This window comes from Pseudomonas serboccidentalis (assembly GCF_028830055.1).
GTDB lineage: Bacteria > Pseudomonadota > Gammaproteobacteria > Pseudomonadales > Pseudomonadaceae > Aquipseudomonas > Aquipseudomonas serboccidentalis.
Window position 1 is genome coordinate 3,205,179 of record NZ_CP101655.1, and the last position, 25,950, is coordinate 3,231,128.

General features: G+C 61.3%; 22 protein-coding genes and 1 riboswitch. Of the genes, 14 read left to right on the forward strand and 8 right to left on the reverse strand.

Translation table 11 applies throughout. From position 1 onward, the window contains the following. Positions 1–7: 7 nt before the first annotated feature. Genes NN484_RS14655 through NN484_RS14665 form a run of 3 tightly spaced genes read left to right on the forward strand, consistent with a single transcriptional unit; the run spans position 8 to position 3,512 of the window. The gene (locus tag NN484_RS14655) at positions 8–1,444 is read left to right on the forward strand and encodes a PIG-L family deacetylase (RefSeq protein WP_274657390.1); all 1,437 of its coding nucleotides are present in this window, start codon (positions 8–10) and stop codon (positions 1,442–1,444) included. Continuing rightward, a complete protein-coding gene (locus NN484_RS14660) occupies positions 1,441–2,595 on the forward strand; it encodes a glycosyltransferase family 4 protein (protein WP_274657391.1) in 1,155 nt (384 codons plus the stop codon). Before NN484_RS14655 ends, NN484_RS14660 begins: the two co-directional genes overlap by 4 nt. 32 nt (positions 2,596–2,627) lie before the next feature. Next, on the forward strand, positions 2,628–3,512 hold the full coding sequence (locus NN484_RS14665; RefSeq protein ID WP_274659297.1) for a glycosyltransferase: 885 nt from the start codon (positions 2,628–2,630) through the stop codon (positions 3,510–3,512). Between the two features lie 18 nt (positions 3,513–3,530). On the opposite strand, the gene NN484_RS14670 is transcribed toward NN484_RS14665, so the two are convergent. Both NN484_RS14670 and NN484_RS14675 read right to left on the reverse strand, forming a co-directional pair. Beyond that, positions 3,531–4,748, reverse strand: coding sequence for an acyltransferase family protein (locus NN484_RS14670; RefSeq protein ID WP_274657392.1), 1,218 nt, complete (start codon positions 4,746–4,748; stop codon positions 3,531–3,533). Next, positions 4,748–6,610 carry a bifunctional O-antigen ligase/aminoglycoside phosphotransferase family protein gene (locus NN484_RS14675; RefSeq protein ID WP_274657393.1) on the reverse strand — a complete coding sequence of 621 codons (1,863 nt, stop codon included), beginning with the start codon at positions 6,608–6,610 and terminating at the stop codon, positions 4,748–4,750. The genes NN484_RS14670 and NN484_RS14675 overlap by 1 nt, the downstream gene beginning before the upstream one ends. 154 nt (positions 6,611–6,764) lie before the next feature. Between NN484_RS14675 and msbA the strand changes: the two genes are divergently transcribed. From msbA to hldE, 4 genes are all read left to right on the forward strand, one after another. Continuing rightward, positions 6,765–8,567 carry a lipid A export permease/ATP-binding protein MsbA gene (gene msbA, locus NN484_RS14680; protein ID WP_127648976.1) on the forward strand — a complete coding sequence of 601 codons (1,803 nt, stop codon included), beginning with the start codon at positions 6,765–6,767 and terminating at the stop codon, positions 8,565–8,567. 233 nt (positions 8,568–8,800) lie between these two features. Further along, positions 8,801–9,505 (forward strand): sulfotransferase family 2 domain-containing protein, encoded by a 705-nt coding sequence (locus NN484_RS14685; protein WP_274657394.1) that lies wholly within the window; start codon positions 8,801–8,803, stop codon positions 9,503–9,505. Further along, positions 9,498–10,109: an adenylyl-sulfate kinase gene (cysC, locus tag NN484_RS14690; RefSeq protein ID WP_127648978.1), complete on the forward strand. Its 612-nt coding sequence runs from the start codon at positions 9,498–9,500 to the stop codon at positions 10,107–10,109. Before NN484_RS14685 ends, cysC begins: the two co-directional genes overlap by 8 nt. A gap of 102 nt (positions 10,110–10,211) precedes the next feature. Further along, on the forward strand, positions 10,212–11,633 hold the full coding sequence (gene hldE, locus NN484_RS14695) for a bifunctional D-glycero-beta-D-manno-heptose-7-phosphate kinase/D-glycero-beta-D-manno-heptose 1-phosphate adenylyltransferase HldE (RefSeq protein ID WP_215501297.1): 1,422 nt from the start codon (positions 10,212–10,214) through the stop codon (positions 11,631–11,633). 90 nt (positions 11,634–11,723) lie between these two features. On the opposite strand, the gene NN484_RS14700 is transcribed toward hldE, so the two are convergent. The 4 genes from NN484_RS14700 to NN484_RS14715 form a co-directional block, all read right to left on the reverse strand. Next, the gene (locus NN484_RS14700; RefSeq protein ID WP_215501298.1) at positions 11,724–12,692 is read right to left on the reverse strand and encodes a metal ABC transporter ATPase; all 969 of its coding nucleotides are present in this window, start codon (positions 12,690–12,692) and stop codon (positions 11,724–11,726) included. Positions 12,693–12,723: 31 nt separating this feature from the next. Then, a complete protein-coding gene (locus tag NN484_RS14705; protein ID WP_274657395.1) occupies positions 12,724–13,536 on the reverse strand; it encodes an aldo/keto reductase in 813 nt (270 codons plus the stop codon). Continuing rightward, on the reverse strand, positions 13,533–14,708 hold the full coding sequence (locus NN484_RS14710; protein ID WP_274657396.1) for an NAD(P)/FAD-dependent oxidoreductase: 1,176 nt from the start codon (positions 14,706–14,708) through the stop codon (positions 13,533–13,535). Before NN484_RS14710 ends, NN484_RS14705 begins: the two co-directional genes overlap by 4 nt. A 196-nt stretch (positions 14,709–14,904) precedes the next feature. After that, entirely contained in the window at positions 14,905–15,237 is a 333-nt protein-coding gene (locus tag NN484_RS14715) for a DMT family transporter (RefSeq protein WP_003221050.1), read from the reverse strand. A gap of 102 nt (positions 15,238–15,339) precedes the next feature. Between NN484_RS14715 and NN484_RS14720 the strand changes: the two genes are divergently transcribed. Then, complete coding sequence (locus NN484_RS14720; protein WP_215501301.1) at positions 15,340–16,242, forward strand: LysR family transcriptional regulator; 903 nt, start codon at positions 15,340–15,342, stop codon at positions 16,240–16,242. Between the two features lie 11 nt (positions 16,243–16,253). After that, positions 16,254–17,528 (forward strand): lipid IV(A) 3-deoxy-D-manno-octulosonic acid transferase, encoded by a 1,275-nt coding sequence (gene waaA, locus NN484_RS14725; protein ID WP_274657397.1) that lies wholly within the window; start codon positions 16,254–16,256, stop codon positions 17,526–17,528. A 106-nt stretch (positions 17,529–17,634) separates the two neighbouring features. Here the strand turns inward: waaA and NN484_RS14730 are convergent, their stop codons facing one another. Further along, entirely contained in the window at positions 17,635–19,068 is a 1,434-nt protein-coding gene (locus tag NN484_RS14730) for a TolC family outer membrane protein (protein ID WP_127648986.1), read from the reverse strand. 205 nt (positions 19,069–19,273) lie between these two features. Further along, a riboswitch (TPP riboswitch) is annotated at positions 19,274–19,379 on the forward strand. Positions 19,380–19,525: 146 nt separating this feature from the next. On the opposite strand from NN484_RS14730, the gene thiC reads away from it, so the two are divergent. Next, a complete protein-coding gene (thiC, locus tag NN484_RS14735; RefSeq protein WP_274657398.1) occupies positions 19,526–21,415 on the forward strand; it encodes a phosphomethylpyrimidine synthase ThiC in 1,890 nt (629 codons plus the stop codon). A gap of 219 nt (positions 21,416–21,634) precedes the next feature. Then, positions 21,635–22,927, forward strand: a complete 1,293-nt coding sequence (gene cytX, locus NN484_RS14740) for a putative hydroxymethylpyrimidine transporter CytX (protein ID WP_215501304.1) — start codon at positions 21,635–21,637, stop codon at positions 22,925–22,927. Here the strand turns inward: cytX and NN484_RS14745 are convergent. Further along, positions 22,896–23,642 (reverse strand): RsiV family protein, encoded by a 747-nt coding sequence (locus tag NN484_RS14745; RefSeq protein WP_127648989.1) that lies wholly within the window; start codon positions 23,640–23,642, stop codon positions 22,896–22,898. The genes cytX and NN484_RS14745 overlap by 32 nt on opposite strands. Before the next feature lie 228 nt (positions 23,643–23,870). Here NN484_RS14745 and NN484_RS14750 point away from each other — a divergent pair, with 228 nt between their 5' ends. The 3 genes from NN484_RS14750 (at position 23,871) to cpdA (ending at position 25,846) form a co-directional block, all read left to right on the forward strand. Further along, positions 23,871–24,488 (forward strand): NUDIX domain-containing protein, encoded by a 618-nt coding sequence (locus NN484_RS14750; protein WP_127648990.1) that lies wholly within the window; start codon positions 23,871–23,873, stop codon positions 24,486–24,488. Then, positions 24,479–24,931, forward strand: a complete 453-nt coding sequence (locus tag NN484_RS14755) for a DUF1249 domain-containing protein (RefSeq protein WP_007967395.1) — start codon at positions 24,479–24,481, stop codon at positions 24,929–24,931. The genes NN484_RS14750 and NN484_RS14755 overlap by 10 nt, the downstream gene beginning before the upstream one ends. Before the next feature lie 99 nt (positions 24,932–25,030). Continuing rightward, complete coding sequence (cpdA, locus tag NN484_RS14760; protein ID WP_215501305.1) at positions 25,031–25,846, forward strand: 3',5'-cyclic-AMP phosphodiesterase; 816 nt, start codon at positions 25,031–25,033, stop codon at positions 25,844–25,846. Positions 25,847–25,950 lie beyond the last annotated feature (104 nt).

Here is a 25,950-nt window from a genome sequence, read left to right on the forward strand (position 1 = left end):
TCAGCCCATGAGCCGCAAACAACAACTGCTCAAACGTCATCGTCGCAATAAACGCATCACGTTGCTGATCGCCCTGATCGTATTGATCGCGCTCGGTGTGCTGGTGGCGTGGTGGTTGCCGTTGGTGCTCGCGGTGGTCGGCTGGATCGCCCACGAAGCGTGGTTTGCCGATCATCTGTTCTACTCGCCGAAAGACGATTACCAGTACAGTTTTCCGCCGTTCACGCCGCAGCCGAAGGTCCATCTGAACGGTGAGCAATTGCGCCTGGACGAGGGCGTGATGCTGGTGGAGGAGGCCACGCTGATCCTCGCGGTGCGCGTCAAAAGCAGCTGGCTCGGACGCTTCTTCGATCCACGTGTCGAACTGCTCGGCGGGACGCACCCGGATGCGCAAACCTTTGAGCGCGGCGTCAACGGCCTGCGTTACCTGAACCTCAGCGGTCAGGCGCAAGCCCTGTCGCAAGGTCAGTTGCGTCTGCGCGGGCGGTTCTGCCGGGTGACCGGTGAGCCGGTGCTGTGGGCGCTGGAACAACCTGATTATCGCCGTCAACGCGTGATGGTGATTGCACCGCACGCCGACGATGCCGAGCTGGCCGCCTATGGCTTGTACAGCCAGGCCGATGAAACCTGGATCGTCACCCTCACCGCTGGCGAGATCGAAGCCGAACATTATCAGCAGATGGGCATGAGCAAGGTTGAGGCCGCGCGGCTCAAGGGCCGTCTGCGTGCCTGGGACAGCCTGACCGTACCACGTTGGGCCGGCGTGCCGCAGGAACACTGCGTGCAGCTCGGTTATTTCTGCCTGCAACTGGCGGCGATGCAAGCCGCGCCGAATCTGGCAGTGGGCTCGCGGGAAGCTGACCTGAACGACACGCGACTGTTTCGTCAGTTGAATCCGTTCACCTTGCCGGGGGACGCCGACGGCGCGCCGACCTGGAACAATTTGCTGGCTGATCTGCGTGAAGTGCTGCTGCGCGCCCGCCCGGACGTGATCGTGCTGCCGCATCTGACGCTCGATCCGCACCCTGATCATATCTGCGCGCAACACGCCGTCTTGCAGGCCTTGCACGGCCTCGACTGGCAGCCGACGCTGCTCGGTTACGCCAACCATCTGCACGACAACGACCGCTGGCCGATGGGCAACACCGGACAGGGCATTGCGCTGCCGCCGGCCTTTGATTCGAGCGTGGCGATGCAGCCGCTGTGCCTGCCGCTGTCCATCGAACAGCAGCGGGACAAGGCCATGGCGCTGGGCATGATGCATGACTTGCAGCCACCGGCACCGTTCAAGCGTCGTCTGCGCCGAGTCATTCAGCGCCTGCTGGCCGGTCGGGCAACCTCGGTCTACGGGGAAAACGAGTTTTTTCGAAAAGCGGTCAGACGCCAGGAATTGTTCTGGTTATTGAAGCACGGTGAACCGGGCGATCAGCGGGGAGAGTCATGAGTCAACGGTCCAAGGTGTTGCAGCTGCAACCCGACTACAACGTCAAAGCCCATGACTTCGCCGACCTGGCCGAGCAGATCGTCAAGGCGTTGCCGTCGGATCGCTATGAGGTCACTGCTGCGTTTCTGCGCGGCAAGCCCGGGCCGGGCGAGCCGGTCAGCCGGGCCGACCGTTCGGTGTATTTCGAGTTTTCCGACAAGTCGCTCAAGGGCATGCGTCTGCGGGCGATGTGGCAGCTGTACAAGTTCTGCCGCCGGGAAAAGTTCGACGTGGTGATCTGCAACCGCTTCAAACCGGTGAACATGATGCTTGCGCTCAACCGCTGGTTGAAGGTGCCGCTGTGCATCGGCATCTCCCACGGTTTCGGCGAATACGATCGTTTTTACCGGCGCCGCCAGACTCAGCGCCTGATCGACCGCCACTGGCGGTTCGTCGGGGTGTCGCCGGCGGTTAAACAGTACCTGCTGGACTGCGATTGCGGATTTACCGACCAGAACACCTACGCGATTACCAATGCTATCGACATCGAGCAGGCCGAAGGCTTGCAGCACAGCCGCGAAAAAGCTCGCGAGTTGCTGGGCATCGATCCGAATGTGCGTTTGATCGGCGCGTTGGGGCGATTGGTGTCGGTCAAGGGCCATACTTATCTGCTACAGGCTTTTGCCGCGCTGAAAGACAAATACCCGAACACGCAGTTGGCGATCATCGGTGCCGGACGCCTGCAAGCGCCGCTGGCCGCCGAGATCGACCAACTGGGCCTGAGCGGCCGTGCGCACCTGCTGGGTTTCAAGGAAAACGCCCTGCAATACGTGCGCGCGTTCGACATCTGGACCATGCCGTCGCTGGCCGAAGGCCTGGGGTTGGCACTGCTCGAAGGTATGAGCGGCCACTTGCCGGTAATCGCCTCGAACGTGCCGGCCATGTTGCCGCTGATCGAGGGTGCCGGCGGCCTGGCGATCACGCCCAAGGATGTGCCGAGCCTGGTCGCCGCGCTGGATAACTACCTGGCGCTGTCGGACGACGAGCTCAAGGCCAAGGGCGAGCAGGCCTACCGCTATCTGCAGGAACAGCACGACATCGAGGTGTTCCGTCAGCAATACCTGGACCTGATCGACTCTGGCCTTGAGCAGGCTCGCAAGGAACAGCCGTGAGCGAAGAACAAGCCGTGAGCGAAGACAAAGCCATCAGCGAAGCAGACGCCCTCGTCACCGTCATCATCGCCTCGTACAACCACGGCCCGTACATTGAGGAAAGCATCCTCAGCGTTCTCAATCAGAGCTACAAGAACATCGAGTTGTTGGTAGTCGATGACGGTTCGAAAGACGACAGCGTCGAGCGCATCAGCGCGCTGCAGGCGCAGTACGGTTTCGATTTTCGTGTGCAGCAGAATCAGGGCCTGACCAACACCCTCAACGGTGCCATCGCCCGTTCGAAGGGTAGCCTGATCGTGCCATTCGGCTCCGACGACATCATGTACCCGGAGCGGATCGCCACCCAGGTGGCGTACATGGACGGCAAGCCTGAAGTCGGGATCTGTGCCGGCAACATCGAGTTGATGCACGCCGACGGCAGCCTTTACCCGGAGAAGCGTCAGCGCCGCGACGTGCCGTTCCGCCGCCTCGATTTCGATGACATGTTCCTTGAGCGCAAGCCTTACCCACCGGCACCGACCCTGATGATCCGTCGCGAGGCGTTGGAAAAGGTGGGTGGGTTCGACCCGACGATTCGTCTTGAAGACCTGTACATCGAGCTGAAGGTGACCCGCGCCGGTTACTTCATCGATGGCCTGAACGTGGTGATGGCGCGCTACCGCAAGCACGCCACCAACTCGTACAAAAACCATCGCTTCATGATCGAGAACATTCTGCGCACCTATGCGCTATTCAGCGATCATCCGCTGTACGACGAAGTGCGCTTCAAGGCGCTGAACTCAATGTTCCTCAAGACCGCCAACCGCAATCGCAAGCTGGCGCGTGAGCTGCTGGCGCAGATCCCGTTCAAGGCCTGGAACAAGAAGACCTGGCGCGGCTTGGGGCGTTTGCTCTTTTCTCCGCTGGAAAAGGATTGAGGCGACGGTCGCTCGCTCTCAGCGAGCGGCTTTCTCCGGCAGGCGCTTTTCACCCTTCTGGCGCTGACGCAACCAGTGCACAACCTTCTTGCCGACAGCCATGCCCGGTTGCTCGATATAGAGAAACGTCGCGCTGCTGATCAGAATCAGCAAGCACGTGCAGACAGCCACCAAGGGCAGGTACACCGACGTTTCCCGCGCATCGATATCCAGCAGCAGCGGTAGCCGTTGCACCATCAGCCACAGGACGAACCCGTGCAGCAGATAGGTGCTGTAGCTGATCTCGCCGAGCCAGCGAATGCTGCGTGGTTTCAGCGCACCGAACAGATCATTGCCGGACGCGACGATCACGAAAAACAGTCCCAGCAAAAACAGCGGTGCAGTCTTGAACGCTCGGTTGAACGCGGTGAACGCAATCACCAGCGCGAGCACAGCGATGATGCTCGCCAGGCGCGACTGGCTCCACGCCACGAGCGCCGGCCGACGGATCCAGTACGCGGCGGCGATGCCACCGAGAAAGCTCGCCAGAAAGTGCTTCTTCAGCGAATGCTCCCAGCCGATGAGTTGGTACAGCGCGTAGATGCCGATCAGGCACAGCACCACTTGCAACCAGCTGCCGCGGTAGATGAACACCAATCCGGCCAGTGGCAGCGCCAGGTAGAAAAACACCTCATAAGCCAGCGTCCAGGTGACGTTGGATATCAGCATGCCGGAGTGGGGGTACTGGTTGATGTCCGGCCGGTCGAACGTCAGCCAGGCGAGAATCTGCTTGGACAGTTCCAGGCCAGGCTCTTTCAGTTGCCAGTTCTGCAAGTGGAAGATCGACACGAACACCAGCAGCATCAGCGGCAGGTACAGCGGATACAGGCGAAATACCCGTGAAACGCCGAACGCCAGCCAGTCGTGGTTGCGTCCTTGCGCGAGCAGGCGGCTCCAGAACAGAAACCCGGTAATCATGAAGAACAGCGCAACGCTGCCCTGACCCAGCATCGAATAGAAGTTGCTCGGAGGGAAGTCGATTACCCCGGTGCGCAAGAAGATCCAGGTAATGATCGAGTGGTGCACGAATACACCAAACGCCAGATAGCCGCGCAGTCCGTCGATGCTGGCATAACGGCTTTCGCCGGAATGCTGCAGGTGCCGGGCGATTTTCGGTACCGCGCGCAATAGCAGGGCGGAGGTGGCGATGGCCAGCAGATAGGCGACCAGCGCAAATAGAGGATTGTTTTCAGTCATCAGTGAACTCGGGCCGGAGTGTTGCCGGCCAGCACTTGCCTGTGCAGATTTTCAACCGCGGATTTAGACGCCGTCACGGCGTACCCCTGGAGCAACGCATCGAGGTGATCCTCGAACAACCAGCGTTTGTCGACAGTGTAACGTTGCATATGACGCAAATTGCGTTGGCGCAGTGAAAGACTGAGCGGGGTAGGGTAGATGCGCAGGTCGGCCAGATCAATCAGCCCGAATTCGCCATCTTCCAGTACCAGAACGTTGCCCAGGTGCAGCGAGCGGAAATAAACGCCTTTCTCGTGCAGTTGCGCCATGAATTTGCCGAAGCGCTCTACCAGCGCCTGACGCACCGCCGGAGCCGTGATGCTCTGCAGTACCTGGCGCAGGGTGTGACCCGGCAACGGCGCATAATGCACGGCGCTGCTGCCATCGTCGAGGCGGTACAGATTCAATACTTGCGGGGTGGGAATGCCCATTTGACGCAATTGTTCGCTGTTGACCGCAAAACGTTCGGAATAAGGATTGAAACTGCCTGAGGTGTACCAGCGACGCCGGCGGAACAGTTTGAGGAAGCTGCCGTCGCTCAGGCGCAGGACTTTCGGGCCGAGGCCGTCTTCCTCGATGATCTGGGCTTCGCTGCTCAATTGTTCAAGGCACGCAACCGTCAACTTTTGCACCGGCAGGGTCAACAGGCGCCGCGCGCGTTGATTGATGCTCAGCGCCGCGATCAGCGCCAGCGGGATCCACAGCAGGAACCAGTGCTCCTTGGGCCGCGAAATGATTCCGCCGCCTTCGGTCAGCCCGGCACCGATACCGAATACCAGCAAGGTCGAGGCAATGATCAGCAGTGGCTGCACACGCTGGCGCCAGCTGCTCAGCAGGCCCCAGGTCAGGAAAAACAACCAGGGCAGCAAGCCGATGATGCCGACGTAATACAGAACACCCAGGGCAAAACTGTGCGGCTCTTGAAAGCTGACACCGTTGCCGGGATCGACCGCAAGGCTGGCGCTGTAGCCATGACCGATCCATGGATGATCCGCAATCATGTGCAGCACTTTCTGCCAGATTTCCAGCCGGTAGGAGTCGCCACGCTCGGTGATCATCTGTCTAAACATCATTACAACGGTCACACCGCTCATGGCCAGGGCGATCAGTAGTCCGACCGAACGTCGGTTCCAGCAGATGAAACACAGCCATAGCGCCGCCATGGTCAGTGCCACCAGCGGCGTTCTGGAGCCAGTGCCAATCACCGCCATGAACATGATGGCCATCGCGGGCACGCTGAGCCACATCATCTGGCGGCGTTTGCAAGTCATGGTCACGCTCAGCCAGTAGGCACTGAAGAATCCGAACAGGTGCGAACTGAGCAGCGGATTATCGAAGGCACCGCCGCCGATCAGACGCATCCCCGGCTCATAGACCCGGGCGAACATGAACAGGAAGAGGGTGGTGGCAATCAGGGCGACCAGCGCCGCGCCGAACAGCAGGGGTTGAAGGATATCGCTGCGGTAGCGCACCAGCAGGTAGCAGCCGGCAAACAGCAGCAAGGTATGCAGTGGTGGTTTGAGCATTCCGCCGAAGGGCTCGCCTCCGGGGCCCCAGGCGAGGCTGAGCAAAGCCCATGCGGCAAACAGCAGGATCGCGATGAAAATCGGCTCGCGCAGCAGTTCCTTGAGTTCGCGCGGGCGCAGGCACAGCGCGATCAGTGTCGGAATGCTGAACAGTCCGTAAAACAGCTTGTGATGCAGGCTTCGGCCCGGCAAAAAGAACAGCGCGCACAAGAGCAAGAAATAACCCGTGGGAAGTATCCACAGGCTAATGAAATCGAAAATCCGATTGGACGTACTGCTGAAGCCGCGAAGTTGCATGCTGTGAGATTCGTTCCTGAGGTTGATCGACCATTCGAGTGATGGCTATTTGATGCGGAAAAAGATGCCTAACAATAACAGCCTTTCGCCGATTGCCAGAACCCTGAAGAAGCTGTGCTAAAGTCAGCGTCCTTTTTATCGACTTTCGCGTGATATGACCGACTCCAGTCCCGCCGCAAGCCCTTCGAGCTTGAAAATCTACTTCCGCCTGCTCGGTTACGTCCGGCCGTACATCAGTCTGTTCCTGATCAGCATCGTCGGCTTTCTGATTTTCGCCTCGACGCAACCGATGCTCGGCTACATTCTCAAGTACTTTGTCGATGGCCTGTCCAACCCCGAAGCGGTGCTGTTTCCCACCGTACCGTACCTGCGTGACCTGCAACTGCTGCAGGCCGTGCCGCTGCTGATCATCCTGATCGCGGCGTGGCAGGGGCTGGGTTCCTATCTGGGCAACTATTTCCTGGCCAAGGTTTCCCTGGGCCTGGTGCATGACCTGCGGGTGCAGTTGTTCAACAACCTGCTGGTTCTGCCCAACCGCTACTTTGACAAGCATAACTCCGGTCATCTGATTTCGCGTATCACCTTCAACGTGACCATGGTCACGGGGGCGGCAACAGATGCGATCAAGGTCGTAATCCGTGAAGGGATGACGGTGATCTTTCTGTTTGCGTCGCTGCTGTTCATGAACTGGAAGCTGACGCTGGTGATGGTTGCGATCCTGCCGCTCATCGCCGTGATGGTGCGCACCGCGAGCAAGAAATTCCGCAAGCAGAGCAAGAAGATCCAGCTGGCGATGGGCGACGTCACGCATGTGGCCTCGGAAACTATCCAGGGCTATCGCGTGGTACGCAGCTTCGGCGGCGAGGCGTACGAAGAACAACGCTTCCTCAACGCCAGCCAGAGCAACACCGACAAGCAACTGCGCATGACCCGCACCGGTGCGATCTATACGCCGATGCTGCAACTGGTGATCTACACCGCGATGGCGGTGCTGATGTTCCTGGTGTTGTTCCTGCGCGGTGACGCTTCGGCCGGTGACATGGTCGCCTACATCACGCTGGCCGGCCTGCTGCCCAAACCGATCCGCCAATTGTCCGAAGTCAGCTCGACCATCCAGAAAGGCGTGGCGGGTGCCGAGAGCATCTTCGAGCAGCTGGACGTCGAGCCAGAAGTCGATACCGGTACGGTGGAACGCGACTCGGTGAGCGGTCGTCTGGACGTGCGCAACCTGAGCTTCACCTACCCGGGCACCGAACGGCAGGTGCTCGACGACATCAGCTTCTCGGTCCAGCCGGGGCAGATGGTTGCACTGGTAGGGCGTTCCGGCAGCGGCAAGTCGACGCTGGCCAACCTGATTCCGCGTTTCTATCACCACGACAAGGGCGAGATCCTTATCGACGACGTGGAAGTCGAACAGTACAAACTGCTCAACCTGCGTCGTCACATCGCCCAGGTCACCCAGCATGTCACCCTGTTCAGCGACACCGTGGCCAACAACATCGCTTATGGCGATCTGGCCGGTGCACCGCGTGAGGACATCGAAAAAGCGGCGCGTGATGCCTACGCGATGGACTTCATTTCGCAACTGCCGCAAGGCCTGGACACCCAGGTCGGTGAAAACGGCGTATTGCTGTCCGGTGGTCAGCGCCAGCGGCTGGCGATTGCCCGTGCGCTGCTCAAGAATGCACCGTTGCTGATTCTCGACGAGGCCACCTCGGCACTCGATACCGAATCCGAGCGGCACATTCAGGCGGCACTGGATCAAGTGATGAAAGGCCGCACCACGCTGGTGATCGCCCACCGTCTGTCGACTATCGAGAAGGCCGACCTGATCCTGGTCATGGATCAGGGGCGGATCGTCGAGCGCGGCACTCACGATCAGTTGCTGGCACAGAACGGCTACTACGCCCGCCTCAACGCCATGGGCCTCGATGCCCCGGCCGAAGATATCGCCTGATTCCGGGCCTTACCCTGTGGGAGCGAGCCTGCTCGCGACAGCGCTGCAACAGACGACATCCGTGTCGAATGTGCATACGCCATCGCGAGCAGGCTCGCTCCCATAGTTGTTTGTATCCAGACCTTTACCCTTCTTGACCAAACCGGAATAAATCCCGGCACCGCGCTTGTTAAGGTTCCTGAACGAACTCTGACTTTTATCGAGGGGGCCATCCCCGTCGCGCGGGTACTTTCATGCTGCAACGCTATCTCTGGAAACTGCTGCCCAAGCCGCAGCGGGCCTTTCTGCTCGGGCGCCTGTCGGTGGTCGATCGCCAGGTGGTGAACAAATCGATGTCGGCCAAGCTGACCTTTCCCAAGGCCTTCGAGCAACGTTCCTGCCTGTTCATCCATGTCCCCAAGTGTGCCGGTAGCAGCATCTGCACGGCGATGTTCGACGGCTGGCGTCCTGGGCATTTGCCGCTGTACTGGTATGAAGAGCAATTTCCCGAACAGTTCGCGAAGGCCTTCAAGTTCGCTTTTGTCCGTGACCCGCTGGAGCGTGCTTATTCGGCCTACGCCTTTTTACGCGGTAATGAACTGAGTGCGCGTGACCATGCGGCGCAGCGGCTGGTGCGGCAATATCGTGATTTCGACGACTTTGTCACACGCTGGCTGCGTCCGGAAACGATAGCCCGGCAATTGCACTTTGCGGCACAGACCGACTTTCTTACCGACTCGCTGGGGCATCTGGCGCTGGACTTCGTCGGCTATCAGGAGCATCTGGCGCGGGATTTTGCTCTGGTCTGCGAGCGGTTGGGGCTGACCGGCCAGCTGCCGCACGTCAACAGTTCCCGGGAACGGCAAGCGATGCCGGCGCGTGAGTTCTGTTCCGTGCGCACTCGGCGTCTGGTGCGCCGGGTTTATCAGCGTGACTACGAGTTGCTCGGTTATGAATGAGTTCTTGTCCCTGCCTGTACAGGCGCGAGCCATTCGGCCTTATGGTCTGGCGCTCTCGCAACAGGCCCGGGCCGCGCTCAAGGCGCAGCGCCCATGCTGCCTGTGGCTGACTGGCTTCTCCGGAGCCGGCAAGTCGACCCTGGCCAATGCACTCGAATTGCACCTGTATGAGTCAGGTCTGCACACCTTCCTGCTGGATGGCGACAATGTGCGTAATGGTCTGTGTCGGGACCTGGGTATGAGCGACGCCTGCCGTCGGGAAAACACACGGCGCATGGCGGAAGTGGCGCGGCTGATGGTCGAGGCCGGACTGATTGTGATCGTCGCGGCCATTTCGCCGTTCCGCGCCGAACGGGACGCCGCGCGCAGGCTGTTTGCGCAGGGTGACTTTATTGAAGTGCACGTCAGTACTTCGCTCAAGGTTTGTGCCCGCCGCGATCCGAAAGGTTTGTATCAGGCTGTACGGGAAGGGCGAATCAAGCACTTCACGGGGGTGGACAGCCCTTATGAAGCCCCCCTGGCTGCAGAGTGGCAGATCGATACCGAGGACGTGGAGTTGTCCGAAGCCTGTGGACAACTCGCGGCGCTGGTGCTCAAAAAATAAGCAAAATACTCAGCTGTTTCATCCTGTTGCAGGCGGCACTCAAGCCTGCGCCAACCCTGTGTTAATATCGCGCCCCTGTTCATTTTGTATGTGGGTTGCTCCATGAAGTTGTCCATGCCGCGATTCGATCAAGCCCCAGTCTTGGTGGTCGGCGATGTCATGCTCGACCGTTACTGGCATGGTGGAACCTCACGGATTTCCCCTGAGGCACCGGTTCCGGTCGTAAAGGTCGAGCAAATCGAGGACCGCCCGGGCGGTGCTGCCAACGTTGCCCTGAACATTGCCGCGCTGGGTGCGCCGGCGTCGCTGGTCGGTGTGACCGGTGATGACGAAGCCGCCGACAGCCTGAGCAACAGTCTCAAGGGCGCGGGCGTGCGCGCGCTGTTCCAGCGCATTGCGCATCAGCCGACCATCGTCAAACTGCGGGTCATGAGCCGGCACCAGCAATTGCTGCGTATCGACTTTGAAGAGCCGTTTGCCACCGATGCCCTGGCCCTGGTCTCGCAGGTCGATGAGCTGCTGGAAGGCATCAAGGTGCTGGTGCTGTCCGACTACGGCAAAGGCGCGCTGAAAAACCATCAGGCCTTGATTCAGGCAGCCCGGGCCAAAGGCATTCCGGTGCTGGCCGATCCCAAGGGCAAGGATTTCTCGATCTACCGTGGCGCCAGCCTGATCACGCCGAACCTCAGCGAATTCGAAGCCATCGTCGGCGGCTGCGCCGATGAGCACGAGCTGGTGAGCAAGGGCGCTGCGCTGATGCACGATCTCGAACTCGGCGCGCTGCTGGTGACCCGTGGCGAACACGGCATGACCCTGTTGCGTCCGGAGCATCCGGCGCTGCACCTGCCGGCCCGTGCCCGTGAAGTGTTCGACGTGACCGGTGCCGGCGACACGGTGATTTCCACGCTGGCGGCCGCAATTGCTGCCGGTGAAGAGTTGCCGCACGCCGTGGCGCTGGCCAACCTCGCTGCCGGCATCGTGGTCGGCAAGCTCGGTACTGCTGCGATCAGCGCTCCGGAACTGCGTCGTGCGATCCAGCGCGAAGAAGGCTCGGAACGTGGCGTTCTGGGGCTCGAGCAACTGGTACTGGCGGTCGCCGATGCCCGCGCGCATAACGAGCGCATCGTCTTCACCAATGGCTGTTTCGACATTCTGCATGCCGGTCACGTGACCTACCTCGAGCAGGCGCGCGCCCAGGGCGACCGTCTGATCGTGGCGATCAACGATGACGCCTCTGTCAGCCGCCTGAAAGGACCGGGACGTCCAATCAACAGTGTCGACCGACGCATGGCGGTCCTCGCCGGCCTCGGTGCGGTGGACTGGGTGATCAGCTTCCCGGAGGGTACCCCGGAAAACCTGCTGCGCGAGGTCAAACCGGACGTGCTGGTCAAGGGCGGTGATTACGGCATCGACCAGGTAGTCGGCGCGGACATCGTCAAGGCTTACGGCGGCACGGTGAAAGTGCTGGGGCTGGTGGAAAACAGCTCGACGACGGCGATCGTGGAGAAAATCCGCGGTCACTGATCCAAGCTAAAAAGATCGCAGTCTGCGGCAACTCCTACATTGGAACGCGTTTCCCTGTAGGAGCTGCCGCAGACTGCGATCTTTTGCGTTTCAGGAACTGACTTTCTTGCGCGGTACGATCTTCTTCAGCAGTTGCTTGGCCTTGCCGCGCAACCGCGCCAGTCCCGTGGGCTTCTCCGGTGGCGTCAGGCCTTGCTGGCGCAGCCAGTCCTTCCAGCGAATCCGCTCCTCCCGCACCAGCCAGCCATCCTGTTTGGCAAAGCTTTCTGCCAGATACAAGCCGCGTGTGCCTGCTGGATACAGCTGCCCTTTCTTCAAGGTATACAGCTCGGCCAGTGGCTCGCCATCCTGCAACGGCATCAGGTACAGGTCCGGGCGTTTGCGATCCAGGCGCGCCACCAGTTGATCACCCTCCAGCCGCTCATCGACATGGAACAGACTCAGGGATTTGGCTTCCTTGGGCACTTCCAGGCGCAGGTCGTAGATCAGTTGCAGCGACGCGGTGGGCAAATGCACATAGGCCCGTGGCCGTTCGAGCAATTGCAGATTGGCGCAGCGCACCGGCCGCGCCGAGCCGGACAACGGCGTCAGGCGAAACGGCAGCGCCTCGCGATAATGCAGGGCGGACGAGTAGGGCGCGGGCAGCCAGGTGTCGTTGAAACGCCCGCCGAGCCAGCCTTCCGGGGTTTCCAGCAGGCACTCTTCGGCAATCTCCTGAATCGCGGTGTGCAGCGGGATATTCAGCTCATGGGCCGGCACGTAACCGGAAATCAGCTTGAGCACCACGTCACCGCGATCCTGGCGGCGTTGGCGCACCAGCACCCAGTAGTCGCGATTCTGCCAATGCAGGGTCAGGCGCACCGAGACTCCGAGGTTAGCCAGCTCCAGCGCGAAACGCTCGGCATCCGCCACGCTCACCGGTTTGCGTCGCTGCAGGGTCTGGGCGAAGTTCAGCGGCATGCCCACGCTCTGATAGGTCAGACCTTCGGGCGTGGCTTCGACGAACAGCGGCAGAGTCTTGAAGTTGCTCGGGTTCTTTCTGATGAGCGTGCGCGGCATGTCGGCTCCTGCTTAAGGCCGCGGGGCGGCGTCAGTGACCACGAAGGACCTGGGCAACGGTCGCAACGTTATGGGCGAGGTGCAGCGGATTGATCGTCCCGACAATAGCACTGGCGACGCCGGGCTGTTGGAACAACAACTCGAAGCTGGCGCGCACCGGGTCCACGCCGGGGCTCAGGCACACATGGCCGCTGGCCAGGGCTTTTTTCACCAGAATGGCTTTGCCGTGGGCAGCAGCATAGTCAATGACTGCCTTCTCGCTCTGTTCGTTCAGATTGTAGGTGACCATCGCGCAGTCCCCTTGCTCCAACGCTTTCAAGCCGCCTTCGACAGTTTTGCCGGAGAAGCCGAAGCCACGAATCTTGCCCTCGGCCTTGAGCACGGCGAGGGTGGCATAGACTTCCTCGTGCTCAAGGATCGCCAGGTCGTTGCCGTCGGAGTGCACCAGCACCAGGTCGATAAAGTCGGTTTCAAGACGTTGCAGGCTGCGCTCGACCGACATCCGCGTATGCGCGGCGCTGAAGTCATGGCGCGACAGGCCGTCGGCAAACTCTTCACCGACCTTGCTGACGATCACCCAGTCCTGACGCTGGCCGCGCAGCAGCGGGCCGAGGCGTTCTTCGCTGCGGCCATAGGCCGGGGCGGTGTCGATCAGGTTGATGCCCAGCCCCTGCGCCTGTTTGAGCAACATGCGCGCCGCGTCATCGTCAGGGATCTGAAAACCGTTGGGGTATTTCACGCCCTGGTCGCGGCCGAGCTTGACCGTGCCCAGGCCCAGCGGGGACACCAGCAAACCGGTGCTGCCCAACGGGCGATGCAGTTCGTGCAGGGTCGCTACGCTCATGGCAACAGTTGCTCCCAGGCCGGTACGCCCATCGGTGGTTTCGGCAGCGCCGGCAGTGGCTCGGCGGCTTGCGGCTGAATGCCGTCGCGCTCCAGCGAGGCGATGACCCGGTCGGCGAAGTCCGGCGCCAGCGCGAGTTTGGTCGGCCAGCCCACCAGCAGGCGACCAAACTCGGCGAGGAACGCATTGTCCGGACGGGTCAGGCCGGTTTGCAGCGGTTCGGCGCGATCCACACGCAAGGTCGCCCATTGCGTAGTGCTGAGGTCGATCCACGGCAACAACTGAGCGATTTCCTTTTGCGCCGTGGCAATCTGCTCCGCCGGCTCGCGGTTCACGCCCTCGCTTTCGGCGATGTCACCACCCAAATACCAGACCCACTGACCGTCGGCGGCCGGGTGCGTGGTCACGGTGATGCGCGGTTTGGTGCCGCCGCCCAGGCAGTGAGCGTAGAGCGGCTTCAGGCCCGGGCCTTTGGCGATGATCATGTGCAGCGGCCGACGTTGCATGGCCGGTTGGCTCAGGCCCAGGTCTTCCAGCAACTGGGCGGTACCGGCCCCGGCGCTGAGGACGATGCGTTGAGCACGAATCTCGCGGCCGTCGACTTTCAGGCCGACCAGCACGCCTGCTTCCAGCAATGGCTCGATGGTTTGCCCGGCGAGCAGACCGTCACCGGCCAGATCGGCCAGGCGCTGGATCAGGCTCGGCACATCGACCACCAGTTCAGCCAGGCGGTAGACCTTGCCTTTGAAGCGTTTGTCTTGCAGCGCGGGCGGCAGTTGATCGCCCTTGACCTGATCGACCCGGCCGCGCACGGCTTTGCTGGCGAAGAAACTGGTGAGATTGCCGGCCAGGGTGCCGGGCGACCACAGGTAATGCGCTTCGGACAACAGGCGTACGCCGGTCAGGTCCAACTCGCCGTTGCCAGCCAGCGCTTCGCGCCAGCGGCGCGGCATGTCGGCGATGGCTTCCGAGGCGCCGGTCAGCGCGCCGTGCAGCGCGTACTTGGCGCCGCCGTGGATGATGCCCTGGGACTTCACACTCTGCCCGCCGCCGAGGCTGGCGCTTTCCACTAGCACGGTCGAAAAACCCTGACGGCGCAGACGCGCGTTCAGCCAGAGGCCGGCGACACCAGCGCCGACAATCAGAACGTCGGTGGAAATAACGGATGGCATGCAACGACCTCAGTGTTCAAGACGAGGGCGCAGTATACAGACTCGGGAAAGAGGGGGATTTGTCGATGATCAACAGGGGGCCGTAAACCTGTAGGAGTGAGCCTGCTCGCGATGGCGGTGGATCAGACGACATGAATGTTGAATGACAGACCGCCATCGCGAGCAGGCTCACTCCTACAGGAAGCCGCGTGGTCTGTTAATGCCCGGCAGTTTTCGAGAACAGCTGGATCACGACGACGCCAAGCACGATCAGCGCCATCCCGAGCATCGCCGGCACGTCCAGCTTTTGCCCGTAAATGAACAGCGCCGCGACGCTGACCATCACAATACCCATGCCCGCCCACACGGCGTAGGCGACGCCCACCGGCACGGTGCGCACCACCAGGGTCAGCATCCAGAAGGCGATCCCGTAGCCGACGATGACCAGGATCAGTGGCAGCGGGGTGCTCAAGCCTTTGACCGCTTTCATCGAAACGGTGGCAATCACTTCGGCGCAGATGGCGATAGCCAGAAAGGCGTAGGCGTTCATGTGTAGATCCTCATGTAAAACGTTGCTTGCTGGGGCGGCATTCTAGTGATTCGCCAGATGGGGTAAAGTCATTACCTATCTGTTTAAAAGATGGGTTAAGTCATGAATACCCAGTGGAACCTGGAACAACTGCGCGCCTTCGTCAGCGTCGCCGAACACCGCTCTTTTTCCGCCGTGGCGCGCCAGCAGCGCAAGGCGCAGTCGGCGATCAGCAGCGCCATTGCCATGCTTGAAGATGACCTTGGCGTCAGCCTGTTCGAACGTAGCAGTGGTCGCCAACCCAGGCTCACCGAAGCGGGCGAAGCGCTGCTCGAAGAGGCCCGGGAAGTGCTGCGTCAATGCGAACGCCTGAACGGTCGGGCGATGGCGATGATGCGCGGCCAGGAAGCGCAGTTGCGCGTGGCGCAGGACGAAGCGATGCCTTATCAGGCTCTGGTGGAAAGTTTCGACGCCCTGGCCGAGCAATTTCCCAGCCTCGAAGTGCAACTGACCAGTGCCGCCCAGGGTGAAGTGGCGCGCAAACTGGTGGAGCGTCGTGCCGATCTTGGCTTGCTGTTCTATCACGATGAAATCCCTGAAGCACTGGAGCGTCGAGTACTGGGCCGGGTGGAAATGGTCACCGTCTGCGGGATCAATCATCCGCTGGCGACGCAGGCCTACGTCACCTGCCAGCAACTGGCGCAACACCGGCAGCTGTTGATGTCGACGCAAACCAGCGTCTATCCCGGCAACGAGCCGGCCAGCCCGCAGGTGTGGCGTGCCGACAGTTTCTACGTGATGGCCGAATGGCTGGTGCGCGATCTTGGCTGGGCGTGGTTGCCCCGGCATGTGGTGCAGTATTCGGCTTATCAGGGGCTGATGGTGGAACTGGACAGCGAATGGACGCCGCCGGCGCTGGTGGTGGAACTGGTCTGGCGCCGGGATGAGCCTTTGGGGCCTGCCGCGCGCTGGCTGGCCGAACGTTTTGCCGTGCACTTGCGGGCGATTGGCGACAAAAGTCGATAAACTCCGCCGCCATGAATAGAACTCTCTACACCGCGCTGTTTTACCTGGGGCTGCCATTGGTGGCGATTCGGCTGTGGCTGCGCTCGCGCAAGGCTCCGGCGTATGCCAAGCGGATTGGCGAGCGCTTCTCCTACGCAATGCCGTCATTGCAACCCGGCGGGATCTGGGTGCACGCGGTGTCGGTGGGCGAAAGCATCGCCGCCGCGCCGATGATCCGCGCCTTGCTGCAACGTTATCCACAGCTGCCGATCACCGTGACCTGCATGACCCCGACCGGTTCGGAGCGGATTCAGGCGCTGTTCGCCAACGAGCCGCGCATCCAGCATTGTTATCTGCCGTACGACTTGCCATGTGCGGCGGCGCGCTTCCTTGATCGGGTGCAGCCGAAACTCGCGGTGATCATGGAAACCGAACTGTGGCCCAACCACATTCACCAGTGTGCCAAACGCGGGATTCCGGTGGCGCTGGCCAACGGGCGACTGTCCGAGCGTTCAGCCCGAGGTTATGGCCGCTTCAGCAAGCTGACCGCGCCGATGCTCGCTGAAATGAGTTTTTTCGCGGTGCAGACCGAGGCCGAAGCCCAGCGTTTCCGCGATCTGGGCGCGCGTCCGGAGACGGTCGAGGTCACTGGCTCGATCAAGTTCGACCTGACCATCGACCCGCAACTGCTGCAACGCGCCAACGAACTGCGCGGCCAATGGCAGGCGCTGGAGCGACCGGTGTGGATCGCCGCCAGCACCCACGAAGGCGAAGACGAAGTGGTGCTCGACGCCCATCGTCGCCTGCTGGCGAATTACCCGAATGCGCTGCTGATTCTGGTGCCGCGCCATCCCGAGCGTTTCAATACGGTGTTCGAACTGTGCCAGCGTGAAGGCTTTGCCACGGTGCGCCGTTCAACCGGTGTCAGCGTCGAGGCGGACACCTCGGTGCTGCTCGGCGACACCATGGGCGAGCTGCTGTTTCTCTATGCGCTGGCCGACAGCGCTTTTGTCGGTGGCAGCCTGGTACCGAGCGGCGGGCATAACCTGCTGGAGCCGGCGGCCCTGGCCAAGCCGGTGCTCAGCGGCCCGCATCTGTTCAACTTCCTCGACATCGCCGCGCAGTTGCGCGAAGCCGGTGCGCTGGCCGAAGTGGATGATGCCGAAGGGCTGGCGGTGGAGGTACAACGGCTGTTCGAATTGCCGCGTGATGCGCAGCGCATGGCCGAGGCCGGGCTGGCGGTGATGCGCCGCAATCAGGGCGCATTGCAGCGGTTGCTGGATGGCTTGGGCCGGCTGATCAAATAAGTCAGCACATCCAAAAGCAAAAAGATCGCAGCGTGCCGCAGCTCCTACAGGAAAATGCATTCCAATTGTAGGCGCTGCGGCACGCTGCGATCTTTTGCTTTAAGGCTTAAGGTCGGGCCTTGAGCTGTGCTTCCGCAGCCTTGGCCAGGTCCGGCGGCAGGAAGTCCTTGTCCGGGTTGTAGTCGGCTTTCAGATAGCGGCTCAGGTCCTGCAAGTCACCCGGGTTCAACGTCCCCGCCGCCTGCTTCAGGCGCAGGTTGTCGAGGATGTAGTCGTAGCGGGTGTTGTTGTAGTTGCGCACCGAGGTGTACAGCTGGCGCTGGGCGTCGAGCACGTCGACGATGTTGCGCGTTCCCACCTGATAGCCGATTTCCGTGGCTTCCACCGCGCTCTGGTTGGAGATGATCGACTGGCGGCGCGCCTGCACCTGCTCGACATCGGTGTTTACCGCGCGGTGCAGATTGCGGGTGTTTTCGACGATCTGCCGGCGCAGGGATTCGCGCTGTTGCTCGCTCTGATCCAGTTGCGCATACGATTGGCGCACTTGCGAGCTGGTCAGCCCGCCGCTGTAAATCGGGATGTTCAGTTGCAAGCCCAACGTGCTTTGCTCGACGTTGCCACTGTATGGGGTACCGAAGGCGTTAGGGTTGGCGAAACCGAGGGCGTCGTTGTCACCCTTTTCGTATTTGGCCACGGCATCGAGGGTCGGCAAGTGGCCGGCCTTGCGCTGCTTGAGGGTCTGTTCGGCGGAGCTGACCGCGAAGTTGCTCGCCAGCAGATTGAGGTTCTGTTTGGCGGCAGTGTCGACCCAGGCCTTGGCGTCGTTCGGCGCCGGCGGCAGGATCGGCAGCGTGTGCACGATGCCCTGAATCGAGTTGTACTGACGGTTGGTCAGGGTGATCAGCGCTTCGAACGCATCATCGACCTGACGCTGGGCAACGATGCGGTTGGCGCGTGCGGTGTCGTAACTGGCTTGCGATTGCAGCACGTCGGTCTTGTCCGACAGGCCGACGTCGAAGCGTTCGTTGGACTGGTCGAGCTGACGCTTGAACGCGGCTTCTTCAGCCTTGGTCGAGGCCAGGTTGTCCTGACTGCGCAGCACGTTGAAATAGCTTTCGGCCGATTGCAGGATCAGGTTCTGCTCGGTGGCCGACAGTTGCAGCGCGGCCTGCTCGTTGACGTCCTTGGCAGCCTGGTACTGGAACCAGCGGTCGGCGCGGAACAATGGCTGAGCCAGAGTCGCCTGATAGGAATGCGCGCTGCGATTGGCAATGGCGGAAGGCTGGTCGATCGAGGTGCGCACGTCCGCGACTTCAGCGCCGCCGGAGAGGTTAGGCAGCAACCCTGCGCGAGCCTGCGGCACCACTTCTTTCTGGGCGCCGTACTGAGCGCGGGCGGCGGCCAGATCGGCGTTGTTGTCGACCGCTTCCTGATAGACGCTGACCAGATCGGTCTTGGTCGACAAGGGCGCTTCTGCTGCCCAGGCCATTGCGTTGGACGCACAAGACACGGCAAGAGCCAGTGAAAGTTTGCGCAGCATGAGGCGATCCCTAGCAAAAATATTATGAAAATAATGTGCGCGCCAAGGCTACGGCGCGGCCCCGACAGCGTCAAGGCGCGCAGGGCAAAGCGAGTGTAGTTGCGCAATCGTGCGGCAACAATCCTGCAAGTCCCGGTAATTGCGCCATTCATCATGGTGTTTGCCGCGGTGTTGGCGTTCTTTGCCGGTTGTGTCTAGACTGGCCGGGTTCTTGTCGGGGTGCCTTGCTATGAGGCTGAGATCGAATAATTTCGGATCCCGTTGAACCTGATCAGGTTAGCGCCTGCGTAGGGAACAAGATTTCTCGTCACCCGGCGAGTCCTCTTGTGCTTCGTCCGGGATATTGTTCGACAATCGAACGCTCGACGACGATGCACAGCACCTGTCCTGGTGCGTCCGTGCCTTTCAGGTTCTGCTCCGACAATCCACTGCCTGGATGCTGTCTGGAGAGCCCGTGATGACTACAAAATCAAAAAACGCGATCAACCTGAGTGACTCGGCCAAGGTCGATGAGCAGTCGGTTCAACCGTTCACCCGTTCGCAAAAAGTCTACGTTCAGGGCTCGCGCCCGGACATCCGCGTGCCAATGCGCGAAATCACCCTGGATGTGACCCCGACCGACTTCGGCGGCGAGATCAACGCGCCGGTCACCGTCTACGACACCTCGGGCCCGTACACCGATCCGAACGTGGTGATCGACGTGCGCAAAGGTCTGGGCGATGTGCGTTCGGCGTGGATCGACGACCGTGGCGACACCGAGCGTCTGCCGGGCCTGAGCTCCAACTTCGGCCAGGAACGTCTCGCCGATCCGGAGCTGACCAAGCTGCGTTTCGCCCACGTCAACAACCCGCGCCGTGCCAAGGCCGGGGCCAACGTCAGCCAGATGCACTACGCGCGCAAAGGCATCATCACCGCCGAGATGGAATACGTCGCCATCCGCGAAAACATGAAACTGCAAGAAGCCCGCGCCGCCGGCCTGCTGGACCAGCAACACGCCGGCCACAGCTTCGGCGCGAGCATCCCGAAAGAAATCACCGCTGAATTCGTCCGCGAAGAAATCGCCCGTGGCCGTGCGATCATTCCGGCCAACATCAACCACGTCGAACTGGAACCGATGATTATCGGCCGTAACTTCCTGGTGAAGATCAACGGCAACATCGGCAACAGCGCCCTGGGCTCGTCCATCGAAGAAGAAGTGGCGAAACTGACCTGGGGCATTCGCTGGGGTTCGGACACCGTGATGGACTTGTCCACCGGCAAACACATCCACGAAACCCGCGAGTGGATCATCCGCAACTCGCCGGTGCCGATCGGTACCGTGCCGATCTATCAGGCGCTGGAGAAGGTCAATGGCGTCGCTGAAGACCTGACCTGGGAGCTGTTCCGCGACACGCTGATCGAGCAGGCCGAGCAGGGCGTCGACTACTTCACCATCCACGCCGGCGTGCTGCTGCGCTACGTGCCGCTGACCGCCAAACGCGTGACCGGCATTGTGTCCCGTGGCGGTTCGATCATGGCCAAGTGGTGCCTGGCGCACCACAAAGAGAACTTCCTCTACACCCACTTCGACGAAATCTGCGAAATCATGAAGGCCTACGACGTCAGCTTCTCGCTGGGCGATGGCCTGCGTCCGGGCTCGATTGCCGACGCCAACGACGAAGCGCAGTTCGGCGAACTGGAAACCCTCGGCGAGCTGACCAAGATCGCCTGGAAGCACGATGTGCAGTGCATGATCGAAGGCCCGGGCCACGTGCCGATGCAGTTGATCAAAGAAAACATGGACAAGCAGTTGGAGTGCTGCGACGAGGCGCCGTTCTACACCCTCGGCCCGCTGACCACCGACATCGCGCCGGGTTACGACCACATCACCTCGGGTATCGGTGCGGCAATGATCGGCTGGTTCGGTTGCGCGATGCTTTGCTACGTGACGCCGAAGGAGCACTTGGGTCTGCCGAACAAGGATGACGTGAAGACCGGGATCATCACCTACAAGATTGCTGCCCACGCAGCGGACCTTGCGAAGGGCCATCCGGGCGCACAGATTCGCGACAACGCCTTGAGCAAGGCGCGGTTCGAATTCCGTTGGGAAGACCAGTTCAACCTCGGTCTCGATCCGGACACCGCGCGTTCCTATCACGACGAAACCCTGCCGAAGGACTCGGCCAAGGTCGCGCACTTCTGTTCGATGTGCGGGCCGAAATTCTGCTCGATGAAGATCACTCAGGAAGTCCGCGAATACGCGGCCAACCAGCGGATCGACGCGGTCGACGTGGACGTCGCCCAAGGCCTGGCGGAACAGGCCGAGCGGTTCAAGAAGGAAGGCAGTCAGCTGTACAAAAAAGTCTGATCTGACCTGAAAGGCTCCGGGATGACCGGAGCCTCTGTGGCGAGGGAGCTTGCTCCCGCCCGGCTGCGAAGCAGTCGTAAATCCGGCCAGCGCGTTCTGATTGAAAGAACGGGTTGATCGGTTTTGGGTCTGCTGCGCAGACCAGCGGGAGCAAGCTCCCTCGCCACAGGAATGGTGTGCGATCACACACAAAACAAATGTCCCTCTGAGATAACACCCTTGAGCATTCAACCCGGCACTTATTCCCCCGACCTCGCCGTACCCGCCGACAAGCGTGTGTTCGGCGGTCGGGATTTGTTTTCCCTGTGGTTCTCCCTCGGCATCGGCCTGATGGTCTTGCAGACCGGTGCGTTGCTGGCACCGGGCCTGGGCCTGTCGGGTTCGTTGCTGGCGATTTTTCTCGGCACCCTGGTCGGCGTGCTGTTGCTGGCCGCGGTCGGCGTGATCGGCAGCGACACCGGCCTGTCGTCGATGGCGGCGCTCAAACTCAGCCTCGGCCGCAAAGGCGCGAGCCTGCCGGCGCTGCTCAACCTGCTGCAACTGATCGGTTGGGGTTCGTTCGAAATCATCGTCATGCGTGACGCCGCCAGCCTGCTCGGCACCCGCGCGTTCAGCGAAGGTTCGCTGTGGGCCAGTCCGATGCTGTGGACGTTGTGCTTCGGTGCGCTGGCAACCTTGCTCGCGGTCAGCGGGCCGCTGACGTTTGTGCGCAAGATCCTGCGTAAATGGGGCATCTGGCTGATCCTGGCGGCGTGTATCTGGCTGACCTGGAACCTGTTCGCCAAGGCCGATCTGGCTGCCCTTTGGGCGCGTACCGGGGATGGTTCGATGCCGTTCGCCGTGGGCTTCGACATTGCTATCGCGATGCCGCTGTCGTGGCTGCCGCTGATCGCCGATTACTCGCGTTTCGGCAAGCGAGCGAAGAACGTATTCGGCGGCACGGCCGTCGGTTTCTTTATCGGTAATTTCTGGCTGATGAGCCTCGGCGTGGCCTACACCCTGGCGTTCGCGCCGAGCGGTGAAGTCAATGCGTTGCTGCTGGCGCTGGCGGGGGCCGGCCTGGGGATTCCGCTGTTGCTGATTCTCTTGGACGAATCGGAAAACGCCTTCGCTGATATTCACTCGGCGGCGGTATCGAGCGGGATTCTGTTGCGCTTGAAAGTCGAGCATCTGGCGCTGGCCATCGGCGTGCTCTGCACCCTGATCGCGCTGCTGGCGCCATTGGCGCAGTACCAGAATTTCCTGTTGCTGATCGGCTCGGTATTTGCGCCGCTGTTCGGCGTGGTGCTGGTGGATCACTTCATCCTGCGCAAGCGCAGCGCTCAGGTCGCGTCAGCCGCATTGCGCTGGCCGGCGCTGTTGGCATGGCTGGGCGGGATCAGCACCTACCACTTGCTGGCGAATCTGTATCCGGACGTCGGCGCGACCCTGCCGGCACTGGTGCTGGCAGGGCTGTTGCAGCTGGTGCTCGGCCGGGCTTTCAGTTACGGCCCGGAAACAGCTCGGGTTTGACGATGCCGTTCAGGCGCGGGTAAGGAATCTTCAGTTCGACGTGGCCCAGCGCGTAAGGCGCGATGGTGCTCACGTCGTACTTGAGGATCACGCCGCCGTAGGTCAGCGCCACGTTCGGGGTTTTCACGAACGGCCAGTTCTTCACGAATTCAGCTTCCTGATCGAGCTTGGTGCTGATCAGCCAGCTGTTGTGCGCCACTTGCGCGGCTTTCCAGAACGCCTCTTCCTGACCCGGCAGCAGCATGTCCGACAGGCTCAGCACTTTGTGCTGCTGGCGCGAGTAGTTGATGAAACCGCGACCCGGGGTGCCATGGGCGCCGCCGGTATCGAGGTAGCTCGACAGCTCGAGAATCACCAAGCCGTCATGCTGCTCGCGTACCTTGGCCTGCAGATAGCTGCTGTTGCGCGGGCCGGCGGTGCTCAAGAACTGCTCACGATAGGCTGCCAGGGTTGGCGCTACCGGCGCGTTCGCTTCGGTGCGGGTCATCTGCAGCAGACGTTTTTCGATGATGCCGTCCAGTGCAGGTTCTGCCGGGAAGTGCAGGGTGTCGATGTTCACCAGCGGGCAGTCCGGGTTGGAACAGCCGGGCTTCAGGGTTTCCGATGCGTCGCGGGTGGTTTCCAGCGGCGTGCGGTAGTTGGGCTGGAACAAGTTGGCGCAGGCGCCCAGGGTCAGGGCGATGGCGGCCACGGAGGCAATTTTGAAAAGCGACATGGGCGTCCTTTCTGAAACAGGGGAAGGCGAAAAGTTATCCGCTTCGACTCTCGCCGAAGCAGTCAGTTCGCCACTAAGCTAATTAGAGTGGGTTTCGTCTCCACCGTCCATCCCGCTGACGGTAAAGGGGCTGCATCAATCATCACGGGCGCGATAGGATGGCGCGAAGTCGAGGTTGCAAGTGACAACAAGGAACCTCGTATCGGATTCGCTGTAAAGAGGATGCTCATGACTGATTATGCCAACGCCACGCCGGCCACCGTCGATATCGTAAAGCGCGAGCGCTGCTACGAGGGCTTCTACAAACTCGACCGTTTGCACTTGCGCCATGAGCTGTTCGCCGGCGGCATGAGCCGCGAGATCAACCGTGAAGTCTTCGTGCGTCACGATGCCGTGTGCATGCTGCCCTACGATCCGCTGCGCGACGAAGTGGTGCTGATCGAGCAGTTTCGCGTCGGCGCCATGGGCAAGACCGACAACCCGTGGCTGGTGGAGCTGGTTGCCGGTCTGATCGACAAAGAAGAAGTGCCGGAAGAGGTTGCTCACCGCGAGGCGCAGGAGGAAGCTGGACTGGACATCAAGGCCCTGTGGCCGATGACCAAATATTTCCCGTCGCCGGGCGGCAGCAACGAATTCGTGCACCTGTTTCTGGGGCATTGCAGTACCGACGACGCAGGCGGCCTGCATGGGCTGGAGGAAGAAGCAGAAGATATCCGCGTCACGGTCTGGGCCTTTGAAGATGCCTTGCAGGCCGTCCGTGACGGACGTATTGCCAACGCGGCGAGCATCATCGCCTTGCAATGGCTGGCGCTCAACCGCGCCGAAGTGAGGGGGTTATGGTCGTAAACAAGCTGCGCGATCGTTATCGAGTTGACCTTGCGGGGCTGCAAGCCGCCTGCGAGGCCAACTACGCGCGCCTGATGCGACTGGTGCCGGATATGCGCAACGATCCCGAGGCGCGGCGCATCGCCGTGACTCAGGGCGAGCAGATGCTCGGTGTGCTGGCCCTCGAAGTGCTGCAGACCTGTCCTTACACCACGACGTTGCAGGTGCGTCAGGAACACAGCCTGCCATGGCTGCCAGTGCCGCAACTGGAGGTTCAGGTCTATCACGACGCGCGCATGGCCGAAGTGATCAGCGCCGAACATGCACGACGCTTTCGCGGCATCTATCCTTACCCGAACGCCGCGATGCATCAGCCGGACGAAAAGGCCCAGCTCAATCTGTTCCTGGGGGAATGGCTGAGCCATTGTCTGGCCCTGGGGCACGAATACGAAGTCGTACGCTAGTTGTGAACTGCGTCCGGTTCGCCGGTTTCCCCTTTGCGTCATCCCCCAGCATAATTGCGGCACTCAACCGATTCCGTGCTTTTGCCTTGGGAGAACGCCTTGCCGAGCGTATCCACATTGACCACCGCCGATCCGGCGTTGCTGGTGCAGTTATCCGACAGTCATCTGTTCGCCGACGCGGATGGCACGCTGCTGGGCATGAACACCCGCGAGAGCCTGCAAAAGGTCATCGAACAGGTGCTCAGGCAGCAACCTCGGATCGATCTGATGCTGGCCACGGGTGACCTTTCCCAGGACGGCACGCTGGAGTCGTACCAGCAGTTTCGTGAGATGACGGCGCAGATCGATGCGCCGGCACGCTGGATTCCCGGCAATCACGACGAGCCGCAGATCATGGCTCAGGCCGCGGTGCAAAGTGCATTGCTGGAGTCAGTGGTCGATGTCGGCAACTGGCGCGTGACCTTGCTCGACTCGGCGGTGCCGGGTTCTGTGCCCGGTTATCTGCAGGACGATCAACTGCAACTGCTGGCCCGTTCGCTGAGCGAGGCGCCGGAACGCCATCATCTGGTGTGTTTCCACCATCATCCGGTGCCGGTGGGTTGTGCCTGGGCGGAGCCGATCGGCTTGCGCAACCCCGAGGCATTTTTCGAGGTGCTGGACCGTTTCCCGCAGGCCCGCGCGGTGTTGTGGGGGCATGTGCATCAGGAGATCGACCGCGAGCGCAACGGCGTGCGGCTGATGGCGTCGCCGTCGACCTGCATTCAGTTCGAGCCGAACAGTCAGGACTTCAAGGTCGGCGAACAGGCGCCGGGGTATCGCTGGTTGCGGCTGTTGCCGGATGGACGTCTGGAAACCGGCGTCGAGCGGGTCACCGACTTCGAGTTCACTGTCGATTACGGCTCCAGCGGCTACTGAAATTTACTGCACACTCCTGTAGGAGCTGCCGCAGGCTGCGATCTTTTGATCCTGCTTTAAAGTCAAAAGATAGCAGCCGGCGGCAGCTCCTACAGGCGGTAGCG